We start from the raw sequence: 10,709 nt of genomic DNA, 5'->3' as shown, positions 1-10,709 counted from the left end.
GGTTGTGGGACGGCTGGCTGGCTACACCGAGTTGCAGACGCTCGGCACCGGAGGCTTCGGCCGAGTGGTGCTCGCTCGGCATGACGCTTCGGGCACGGTGGTGGCGATCAAGTACCTCCACCAGCGCTATCTCACCGACGACGCGGTACTGGAGGGCTTTCGCCGCGAGGCGACGCTGATGGCGTCGGTCCAGTCGCCGTACGTGGTGCGCTTGTTCGACTTCCAGGTCACGGCGGATGTCGCTGCGTTGGTGATGGAAGCCGTTCCCGGGGTCTCGCTGCGGGAGATGCTCAATGCCGAGCGCGTCTTGATGGTCGAGGCAGCGCTGTCGGTGCTGAAGGGCTCGCTCTTGGGGCTCGCCGCCGCTCACCAGGTCGGCGTGGTGCACCGCGACTACAAGCCCGACAACGTGCTGGTCACCGATCAAGGGGTGTCGAAGCTGGTGGACTTCGGCCTGGCGGTGTTGGACGGCAGGCAGGGTCTCACCGCAGGGTCACCGTCGTACATGGCGCCCGAGCAATGGGCCGGCCAACCCGGCACTCCCGCAACCGACGTGTACGCCGCGACCTGCGTGTTCTATCAGTGCGTCACCGGCGACAAGCCTTTCGTCGCCGAAACGAACGACGAGCTGAGAAGGCTGCACGAAGCGGCGGCTCCGGACCTGTCCCGAGTACCTGAGCACGTCCGCGGGCTCGTCGCGGCCGGGATGGCCAAGAGCCCGCACGCCCGGCCCACCAACGCCGAGGTGTTCGTCACCGAGCTGGAGCGCGTCGCGGCAGCGGCCCACGGCCCTGACTGGGAGCGCCGCGCCTGGCAAGCTCTGGCCACCGCAGCCGGCACGTTGGTCGCCCTTACGCCGCTCGCTGCCCTGGCCGGCACTACCACCACGACCGTCGCCGGGTCCGCCACCAGTGGGCTTTCCGCTTTAGGGGCCGCCGGCAACACGGCTGGAACCACCACGGTCAGCGGCTCTGCGGCGGCCGTGGCGGAGTCAGCAGGCGCCGGGGGCACCAGCGTCGGCTCCGCCTCCAGCACCGTGAGCAGCGCCGGGGCCGGCAGCGGCTCCACAGGGGCCGGCGTCAGCTCGGCCGGAACCGGCACGTCGGGCTCAGCGGTCTCCGCGGGCTCGGCCGGTTCCAGCAGCGCGACCGCCGGCGGATCGGCAGGCAGCGCTACCTCGGCAGGCACGGGCACCAGCGGTACAGGGGCGGGTGCAGGGGGCACAGCCGGTACGAGCTCGTCGGGAGCGAGCACGGCAAGCACCGGTTCGGCGAGTGCGGGAGGAAGTACATCCGGGGCCGGCTCGGCGGGCACGAACGCGGCGGGCGGGGGCGGCGCTGGATCAGGGGCACCCAGCGGCGCCACGACCGGGTCCGGCGCGGGGAGCTCGGCGGAGAGCGCGGGAACCACCGGCGCCGGAACCGGCTCCACGGGATCCAGCACTACGGGCTCCAGTACCGGCTCGACCGGCGCAAGTACCAGCTCTCCCGGCGGCACCACCTCGACCAGCACCAGTACCGGCTCGACCGGGCCGGGCCCCGGCACGACCCATGGCAACCCCGGAACACCGAGCGGCGAAACGACGAGCGCCGGACCAGCCACTGGCACCGATCCCGCAGGCGCTGCCAATCCCGGTACCGTCCCGGACTCCACCGGTGTCAGCGCTGGAGCCACGGATCTCGGCGCCGCAGACCCAGCCGGACCGGGCGTGAGCCCCGGCCCGGTCGATTCAGGAGCCCACGCAAGCCCAGGCCCGATCGACACAGGCGCCCACGCAAGCCCCGCCACCACCGGCCCGGTCGGGAAACCAGCCTTGGCTGGTGCTGCGGGCCTCGGAGGCGCGGCTGCCGGTGGCCTGCTGGCCGGCACCGCGGCGAAGCTCATCGCCGCAGCGCTCGCCATCGCTGCGGTGGTCGCTGGCGGCGTGGTGGTCGTGAACACCCTCGGCGAGGAAGCACGTCCGGCCGCAGGGGCGGGGCGCGAAGCCGCTCCGGCGACCGGCTGCGCGACGTCGCCGCCGGAGAACGTACTGCCCGGCGTCGCCCGGGAAAGCTGCCAGTGGCAATCCACGGCCGAGCAAATGGTCGCCTACCAGGACAAAGTCGTCCTCGTCGGACACGACGGCGAGAACTTCGAGATGCGAGCGGTCGACGGGAAGACAGGCAAGCAGCTGTGGTCGACCGGTCCGCTGCCCGGACTGGTGGAAGCGCCCTACACCCCGCAGACCGGAGACGCAGCCAGGTGGTTGCGCGTCATTCATCACGACGGCAAGCCCTACGCCGCGTTGACCTACACCACCGAGAAGGGGTCGGCTGCCGCGTTCATGCCCATGGATGCGAACGGCACCACCGAGCCGGTCGTCTGGGAAGCGGACGAAATCCTCTACGAGAGCTCCAAGGACGACGCGGTGGTCTTCTACGACAGCATGAGGTCGGAGGGCAGGCAGATCGATCCGGAGAGCGGTGCGGCGATCGACCTTCCGGTCACCGAGTATCGGCGCATCGAGGCGGTCGGCGACGGCTGGTTCGCCGAAGGAACGGATTTTTCGTTCGTAGTGCGTGACGTCGGCGGCGCGGAACTGTGGGACCCGGACGGTGACGAATCCATCTCGCCGGGCCACGGCGTGGACTACCGGCTGCTGATCGGCTCCTACCGCGACTACGTAGTGGTGCTGTCCGTCGTCCGGCCGCCGGAGGGTGGCCCGAAGACCGTCGTCTCCGTCCACGACAAAACGGGGGGCGTCATCGCGCAAACCGATTTCGACGACCGGGCCACGTTCGACGCCACCGTACTGCCGTCACCGAACGAAAAGTGGCTGTTCGTCGGCACCAGCTCGGCCGCGGCGGCGGTTAATGTGGAGACCGGGGAAGCGCACCAACTGGCGGAAGCCGTCCGGGCGCTGACCATCAGCGACGACGGCAAAGTCGTCGGCGTGGTTCCCGGCATCACCGACAAGGCGGTCGTCGCCGACGGGAACACCGGGCGGATCACGTGGGAAGGCGACCGCGAGACGCGCCTGCCCCATGTCGTGGGGGAGGACTACATGATCGTCAACGACCGGATCCACCCGGTGCTGTCCAACTACCCGAAATACGAGACGGGGCCGGTGTGGGCCGTGCGCGGCACCCTCGACGGATGAGGACTGGCAGCTCGGGAGTGGTGTGGCCCGCGCGCTCATGGCCCGCAGGTGGCCCCGNCCCCACGCACGACGAAGGCCCAGGTCCGAAGTGGATGGCTTCTGACCTGGGCCTTTGCGTGTGGAGCGGATGACGGGAATCGAACCCGCGTTCTCAGCTTGGGAATCAATCGGTGCCACCCGGAAGACGGGGGTGAGCTGCAGTGACGCTCCGGCGAGAGTTGCCCACTGTGGCCCCCGTTGACCCCCATGCAGGGCACGCAGAGGGCACGCGACTGCGAGCTTTAGTGTGTAGTCAGTTGCGTTCCGACGCGCCGGGCCACGTGTTCCGGCTTGGCGAGAGCGCCTGGACGAAAGTCATGAGTTATTCGTTGATCATTGGTCTTGGCACTGACCTCGCGACCCCGCCCCCTTCGCCCCTGCCGTTCCTAGCGTCGTGGCGCTGGCGTCAAGGGTGGGCGTAGCCCATCGCATCGCGACGCCGTAGGCGCCCTTGATGGCAGCGACTCGGCGTTAGACGATCACCAGGCGAGAAGGGGACTTCCCGAGTAGCGCGCATATGCCAGGCGGATTCACAGGGCAAGTGCGCCGCCTGTGCGTTCGTCCCGCGCGGCGACGCCGGCGCGGCGGCAGCGGAGCGAGAGCCGTGCCGGTCGGGAGCCGCGCGGGGGCGGCGCGTCAGCGCCGCTCCTTGATCCTGTAGAGGACAACTCGGCAATGCACCGGTTATTTCGTGGAGGCCGCGCTTTCATCGCTGAATCGCATGACGGCCAGACTCTTGTCGTCGTGGCGTTTTGAACGTGGGTGCTGCCGACCGTCAGGGTCCTCCATCGCTTCCCATTCCTGACACCGAGCGAGCAGGGCTGCTAAGTCGTCGCCGCTGGACGCCGCAATCTCGGTCCACCGGTCGAGCTGGAGGTGCCGCATGGTCTCGTAGGCACCGTCGGTGGCGAGGACGACCCACGGCACCTCCGAAAGCGCACGCGAAGCCTGCACGGCGTGGTCAGCAGCGCTGGGATCTGCCTCGGCAATCCAGTATCCGTCGGGTTGGTTCCGCCGACGGGCCTGCTCAGTCTGGAGCTCGCGTAGCAACGCGCGGTGCTCCTGGTCGTATCCACTGCCGTTGGCAAGACGCTGTCGATACTTCCGCCGAGCCGGTATGTCGAGTTCATCCATCCGGTTATCGCGCAGTACCTCGGACGGCATGATGATTTCGGTGTCACCGAGAACGAAGAGGTCAAGGCTCGACCGTGCGGCTCGAGCGATGGCAACAGTACTGCTCGGAGACTCCCCTGGGGTCAGGCCCAGCTGCGCGCGGGTGGCCGCGATGGCAGCTCGAACAATCTCCGTGAGGTCTCCTTCCGGATCGCTGAGAAGCGCATCGCGGATGTGTTGACCGAGCACCTCGGCGTACTGTGCTGCCGGGACCGGAACCGGTACGAACGCCGATGCTCCGTCAAGCATGATCACGGCGTTGGGCGTGAGGAAGGTCCGGTCGTCGCTGTCGCCTCGCCCTGCTAGCTCGGCGTACTCGATGCGCATGCGATCACCACACGAATGGACCGGCAGCGAGTTCGCTGCCGGTGATGTCCAGACCGTCGTAGGTCGACCGGACGGCCAGGGAGAACGACTTGTCGTCGGTCTCTCCGTACAGGTTGGCGAGATTCGCCGTCAGGTAGTGCACCGCACCGAGCGACCCGATGGCATGGATTCCCGCAATGTGGACGACCACACGCTCATCGGTTCGAAGACGTGCGACGTAGGCAACGTCGGCGTTCTGCGGCTGGTCCTCATCGGCCGGTGACCCATACCGCTCGCCCGAGGGGCGGTGTTCGAACGGTGACCATCCCTGCCGCGATCCGAGCGGATCTTGTCGACCACATCCAGCGGTACGTCGACCCCGAACCAACTGCGCTCCTGTTCACAGGCGAAAAGTCCGGCAACCCTGTTCGGCGCCCGAACTTCAACCAGCGCTCACGCTGGGGGAAGGTCGTGGCTGATCTAGGACTGGCGGGGGTGCGCTTTCACGATCTCCGCCACGCCGGAAACATCTGGGCGTCTAAAGCGGGCATGTCGACCAAGGACCTCATGGCTCGTATGGGTCACGACGACATGCGAGCGGCACTGATTTATCAGCGCGCCACGAGTGACGCCGATGCACGGATCGCCGACAGCCTGTCGAAGCTCGTCGACGAGCACCGTGGACGCGGGCATGACCGGACACGGCCGACGCCGGAGGGCACGTAGAGGGCACGTGAGCGGTCAACCCCCACGCACGACGAAGGCCCAGGTCCGAAGTGGATGGCTTCTGACCTGGGCCTTTGCGTGTGGAGCGGATGACGGGAATCGAACCCGCGTTCTCAGCTTGGGAAGCTGATGTTCTACCATTGAACTACATCCGCATCGCCGCTCAGGATACACAGCGGCCGTCCGCGCGATGCACCGAGCCCCTGGGTCGGCGCCCACGCTCACTTCTTGATTTACCGCAGAATCGCGAGCCGATCAAGGCCCCTTCGCCCTGCCTCACACCCTGCGCGCACGACCACCCTCGCCCTGCGCAACGACCGCTCCCCTGCGCGCACGACCACCCACACCCACGCGCCCGCCTGCTCCCCACCCCCGGAGCAGGCCGACCGCTTGACGCCCGCCGACAAAGTGACAACACTTGTTGTCGCTGGCGATGCCCGGACGCCCCCGCGGTACCGGCGCGACACAACAGGGAGAGCGCGATGCCCGAGGAGCCCACAGCGAAAGCAGCTCGAACGGCGACCACCGAGCTGCCGGAGCCCGAGCTGTTCGCACGAGGATCGCTCAAGTTGGCCGCCCGCCTGTTCGGCCCCGGTAACCTGCGTGCCGACCAGGCCCAGGTCGACCGCCTCCGCTCGTTCGCGCAGGAAGCCGACCCGCTCGCCGACCGCCTCGCCGCCGTGCTGCAACGCGACCCGCGTGCTCGGGACCTGTTCGAGCATGCCCTCAAGCACGGTGTCGACAGCCTGGACTCCGCCCCCGAGGAGCTCTTCGAGTTCTTCCACGAGGTGGAGCGCACCCCGTACTGGGTCGACCACGACCGCATCGACCGCGGCGCACGCTCGATCGTCCGCACCGGCGTCATCGGCCTCATCCCGCTCGGTGACATGTCGCTCATGGGCGGCTACCTGGCCTCTCGCGCGGTGAAAACCCTCGTCGGCACCGGTGACCTCGAGTACGAAGCCGCCCGCAGACTTGCCGAGACAGCCGCCTGGTGGATCGACGTCACGACGCCAGGAGCGCTCAAGCACGGCGGCGACGGCTATGCGGCCGCGTTACGCGTACGCCTGCTGCACGCCCACGTACGCGCCGCGATGAATCGTCGCCACGACTGGAACTACGACGAGTGGGACCACCCGGTCAACCAGGTCCAGACGGCGGGGACACTGCTGCTCTTCTCCCAGGTCTTCCTGCTCGGAACGCGCATGCTCGGCGTCCGCTACACGCAGCGCGAGCGGGAAGACGTGCTGCACTTGTGGCGCTACGTCGGCTGGCTTCTCGGCGTCGACGACGCTCTCCTGCCCGCGGACGAGGACGACTCGTGGCGTCTGCTGTGGCTGCTAGCCGCCACCGAATTCATCCCTGACGAGGACTCCCGGCGCCTTGCCCGCGTCCTGCTCGAGCAGCACGCCGTGGTCGGGCAGCGGTTCGGCCCGCTCAACGGCGTCATCGGCCGGGCGGCGGTCAACCTGCACGCCGCCGTCAGCCGCATGCTGCTGGGCGACGGTAACGCCGACTACCTCGGGCTCCCCGCCGCCCGCATGTCGTCAGCGGCCGTGCTGACCTTCGCGGCGGCCAACCTCCTCGCGGAGACGGCACGCCAGGCGCTGCCGGGCGCCACCACGCTGCAACGGCTGCTCGGATACCGCTCCCGCCGCTGGTACCTCAAGCAGGTCACCCGCGCGCTCGAGCTGGACCGCACCTACTCTCGCCCGGTCCGCACGGCCTCCGGCAAGGCCGCGGGCTCACCCGCCGCCTGACGCGACACCCGCGCCCGCTGCGTCCACACCACACTGGCCAGCACCGCGACGGCGACCAGCACCGACAGCAGCGTCACACGCTCGTGGAGTAACACCGCCGACCACGCCAGCGTCAACACCGGCTGCATCAACTGCACCTGGCCGACCCGGGCGATGCCGTCGCGCGCCATGGCGGCATACCACGCGAAGAAGCCGAGATACATCGTGCACGTCGCCAGGTAGACGAACGAGATTCCCTGCGCCCACGACACCTCACCGAGACCGTCGGAGGTCATGATCGCCACGGGCAGCGTCACCGGCAGCACCAGCACCACGGCCCACGAAATCGTCTGGGCCCCGCCGATCTCGCCGGCCAGCATGCCGCCCTCGGCGTAACCCCAGCCGCCGAGTACCACCGCGCCGAGCAGATACACGTCGGACAGCGAGAAGCCCCCGTCGAGACCGCCGCTGACCGCGACGAACACCAGCACCGTGGTCATTCCCACCGCGCTGGCCAGCCAAAACTCGGTGTGCGGGCGCTCCTTGGCGCGCAGCACGGCGAACGTCGCGGTGGCCAACGGCAAGCACGCGATGACCACGGCGCCGTGCGCGGAACTCTCGTCGACCAGCGCCATCGACGACAGCAACGGAAACCCGATCCCGACCCCGGCGGCGACGACCACCAACCGGGGCACCAGCCGCCAACCGGGCCACGGCGTACGGGTCACCACCAAGTAGACGATCGCCAGCAGGCCCGCGGCCGCACAGCGCCCCGGCCCGACGAAGATCGGATCCAGCGCGCCGACCGCGACTCGGGTCGCCGGAAGGGAGAGACTGAAGCACACGACGGCGACGGCCGCGAGACCCAAGCCGACCGTTATCCGTGGCGGGCGGGTAACGTTATCATTGTCTCTCATGATCCATGATAACGCTGCGGCTCGTGTTACTGAAGAGCTGCTGGCGGTCGTCGACGCGGGCAACCCGGGCGACAAGCTGCCCTCGGTCCGCGAACTCATGGCGCGGCACCGCGCTTCGCCGGTCACGGTGCAGACCGCGGTGCAACAACTCGCCGCCCGCGGGCTGGTCGAAGTGCGCCCGGGTCGCGGCACCTTCATCGCCGCTCAACGGCAACCAGCCGCGGCCACACCGCCCGATCTGTCCTGGCAGAGCGTGGTGCTCGCCGACGGACGCCCGGGTGAGGACGAGCTGGCCGCGCTGCTGGCCACCCACCGCCCGGAAGCGCTACCGCTCAGCTGCGGGTACTTCGACCAGCAACTCCAACCTCTCGGCGCCCTGGGCGCGGCGATGGCCAGGGCCGCCCGCAAACCGGCGGCGTGGGGCAGGCAACCCACCGAAGGGCTCCCCGACCTGCGGGAATGGTTTGCCAACGAGGTCGGCGGCGGCCTCCGCGCGGCCGACTTCACCATCTGCTCCGGCGGGCAACCGGCTCTTGCGGCCGCCTTTCGTGGTCTGGGCAGGCCGGGCGAGGTGGTGCTTGTCGAGGCGCCCACCTACCTCGGCGCGATGGCGGCGGCACGCGACGCGGGTCTTCGCGTGGTGGGCGTGCCGACCGACGAACACGGCGTCCGCCCGGATCTGCTGGCGGCGGCATTCCGCACCACCGGCGCGCGACTCTTCTACTGTCAGCCGCTGCACGCCAACCCCCATGGGGCGGTGTTGTCCGCCGAGCGGCGAGCCGCTGTCCTGGACGTCGTCGCGGAAGCGAAAGCCTTCCTCATCGAGGACGACTACGCGCGCGGTCTGACCCTGGACGGTTGCGCCCCGCCTCCGCTGTCGGTCGACGACAACGACGGCCACGTCATCTACGTGCGCTCGTTGACCAAGGTGGTCGCACCGGGGATGCGACTGTCGGCCATCGGCGCCCGCGGGGTGGCGGCGGCCCGGCTGCGCACCGCGCGGCTGCTGGAGGACCTCTTCGTGGCCGGCCCGCTCCAGCACGCGGCGGTCGAATTCCTCACCTCGCCCGCCTGGCCCCGCCACCTGCGCTCCCTACGCACCGGCCTCCGGCAACGGCGCGACGCCCTGGTCGAAGCGCTGCGGACCCATATCCCGTGGCTCGACGTCACGGTCCCCAGCGGCGGCCTGCACCTGTGGCTCCGCCTCCCGGACGGCTCGGACGAGCCGACGATCACGGCCGAGGCCATGGCCCGCGAACTCGTGGTCTACCCCGGCCGCCCGTGGTTCGCCGCCGAACCCACCGGCCAATACCTGCGGCTCAGCTTCGGTGGACTCGCTGCAGACTTGGCTCCGGTGGCGGCGAGCCGGCTGGCGGACGCGTTACGTGCCGCCGGATCCGGCCCGACATGAGCGCGGCGAACGCGCACAGGCCGCCCGCGACGTACCACGCGAGGTCGTAGCTGCCGTTGACGTCCCGGATTGCGCCCGCGCCGTAGGCGGCGATCGCGGCGCCGACCTGGTGCGAGGCGAACACCCAGCCGAACACGATCGGCCCGTTCATGCCGAACCGCTCACGGCACAACGCCACGGTCGGCGGAACGGTGGCGATCCAGTCGAGCCCGTAGAAGATCACGAACACCCACAGGCTCGGCTCGACGTGCGGCTGCAGCAACGACGGCAGGATCAGCAGCGACATCCCGCGCAGCGTGTAGTAACCGACCAGCAGGTAGCGCGGGTCGAACCGGTCGACCAGCCAGCCGGACAGAATCGTGCCTGCGACGTCGAAGATCCCAACCAGTGCCAGCAAGCCGGCGGCGGTCGTGGACGGCATCCCGTGGTCGTGGGCAGCGGTGACGAAGTGCGTCCCCACCAGGCCGTTGGTGGTCGCGCCGCAGATGGCGAACCCGCCCGCGAGCAGCCAGAACGTCCTGGTCCTTGCCGCTTCTCGCAGCATGCGCAGGCTCCGCAGCACGCTGCTTCCCGACACCGGACGAGCGGCTTCGTCGTCCTCGGTAGCGCCGTACGCGGTGGTGCCGACGTCGCTCGGGTAGTCGCGCATCAGCAGCACGACCAGCGGCACGACGGCCAGGGCCGCGCAGGCCACCGTGATCGACGGGACGCGCCAGTCGTATTCGGTGACCAGCGCCGCCACCAACGGCAGGAAGACGAGCTGCCCGGCCGCGCCCGCCGCGGTCAGCACACCGCTGACCAAGCCTCGGCGTTTGACGAACCAGCGGCCGGTGATCGTGGCGACGAACGGCATCGACATCGAGCCGGTGCCGACACCGACGAGCACCCCCCAGCACAACAACAACTGCCACGGCTCGGTCATGAACACCGTCAGCCCGGCACCCGCGGCGACCAGTACGAGCGCGCAGGCCACCACCCGGCGGATCCCCAACCGGTCCATCAACGCCGCGGCGAACGGAGAAATCACCCCGAACAACACCAGGTTGATCGACACGGCCGAACCGATCGTGCCGTGGGACCAGCCGAACTCCTCGTGCAACGGATCGATCAGCACGCTCGGCACGGCGCGGAAACCCGCGGCACCGATCAACGTCACGAACGCGACGGCGGCAATCACCCACGCCCAGTGGATCCGCAGGGCCACACCTTCTCGCTGAATCACATGATCAGTCTTGACGGCTGAGGAGATCACCAACAGT

At 69.2% G+C, this 10,709-nt stretch carries 8 protein-coding genes and 1 tRNA gene; 4 read left to right on the top strand and 5 right to left on the bottom strand.

From position 1 onward, the window contains the following. The first annotated feature begins 4 nt into the window (after positions 1–4). Positions 5–3,139 (top strand): serine/threonine-protein kinase, encoded by a 3,135-nt coding sequence (locus YWM_RS26670; protein WP_052345063.1) that lies wholly within the window; start codon positions 5–7, stop codon positions 3,137–3,139. A 723-nt stretch (positions 3,140–3,862) separates the two neighbouring features. Here the strand turns inward: YWM_RS26670 and YWM_RS0117345 are convergent. Then, entirely contained in the window at positions 3,863–4,678 is an 816-nt protein-coding gene (locus YWM_RS0117345) for a protein phosphatase 2C domain-containing protein (RefSeq protein ID WP_028851757.1), read from the bottom strand. A gap of 4 nt (positions 4,679–4,682) precedes the next feature. Next, positions 4,683–4,868 (bottom strand): hypothetical protein, encoded by a 186-nt coding sequence (locus YWM_RS26265; protein WP_156914823.1) that lies wholly within the window; start codon positions 4,866–4,868, stop codon positions 4,683–4,685. A 107-nt stretch (positions 4,869–4,975) separates the two neighbouring features. On the opposite strand from YWM_RS26265, the gene YWM_RS24315 reads away from it, so the two are divergent. Continuing rightward, positions 4,976–5,383 carry a tyrosine-type recombinase/integrase gene (locus tag YWM_RS24315; protein WP_211232517.1) on the top strand — a complete coding sequence of 136 codons (408 nt, stop codon included), beginning with the start codon at positions 4,976–4,978 and terminating at the stop codon, positions 5,381–5,383. 81 nt (positions 5,384–5,464) lie between these two features. Here YWM_RS24315 and YWM_RS0117325 read toward each other — a convergent pair. Next, positions 5,465–5,538: transfer RNA gene (locus tag YWM_RS0117325), tRNA-Gly, on the bottom strand. A gap of 327 nt (positions 5,539–5,865) precedes the next feature. Between YWM_RS0117325 and YWM_RS0117320 the strand changes: the two genes are divergently transcribed. Further along, positions 5,866–7,143, top strand: a complete 1,278-nt coding sequence (locus YWM_RS0117320) for an oxygenase MpaB family protein (protein ID WP_052345061.1) — start codon at positions 5,866–5,868, stop codon at positions 7,141–7,143. On the opposite strand, the gene YWM_RS24310 is transcribed toward YWM_RS0117320, so the two are convergent. Further along, positions 7,086–7,991 carry a DMT family transporter gene (locus tag YWM_RS24310; protein WP_052345060.1) on the bottom strand — a complete coding sequence of 302 codons (906 nt, stop codon included), beginning with the start codon at positions 7,989–7,991 and terminating at the stop codon, positions 7,086–7,088. The two genes, YWM_RS0117320 and YWM_RS24310, sit on opposite strands and share 58 nt — an antisense overlap. Before the next feature lie 46 nt (positions 7,992–8,037). Between YWM_RS24310 and YWM_RS24305 the strand changes: the two genes are divergently transcribed. After that, positions 8,038–9,450 carry an aminotransferase-like domain-containing protein gene (locus YWM_RS24305; protein ID WP_052345057.1) on the top strand — a complete coding sequence of 471 codons (1,413 nt, stop codon included), beginning with the start codon at positions 8,038–8,040 and terminating at the stop codon, positions 9,448–9,450. Here YWM_RS24305 and YWM_RS24300 read toward each other — a convergent pair. Beyond that, entirely contained in the window at positions 9,359–10,672 is a 1,314-nt protein-coding gene (locus YWM_RS24300) for an MFS transporter (RefSeq protein WP_245566081.1), read from the bottom strand. The two genes, YWM_RS24305 and YWM_RS24300, sit on opposite strands and share 92 nt — an antisense overlap. Positions 10,673–10,709 lie beyond the last annotated feature (37 nt).

This window comes from Thermocrispum municipale DSM 44069, assembly GCF_000427825.1.
In the GTDB taxonomy this organism is placed as follows: Bacteria; Actinomycetota; Actinomycetes; order Mycobacteriales; family Pseudonocardiaceae; genus Thermocrispum; species Thermocrispum municipale.
Note: the sequence above shows the minus strand (reverse complement) of the source record. Positions and strands in the feature narration are given on the sequence as shown.

Coding starts and splice junctions, on each gene's coding strand:
- YWM_RS24305 (WP_052345057.1), top strand. CDS start 8,038: ATGATCCATGATAACGCTGCGGCTCGTGTTACTGAAGAGCTGCTGGCG.
- YWM_RS0117320 (WP_052345061.1), top strand. CDS start 5,866: ATGCCCGAGGAGCCCACAGCGAAAGCAGCTCGAACGGCGACCACCGAG.
- YWM_RS0117345 (WP_028851757.1), bottom strand. CDS start 4,678: ATGCGCATCGAGTACGCCGAGCTAGCAGGGCGAGGCGACAGCGACGAC.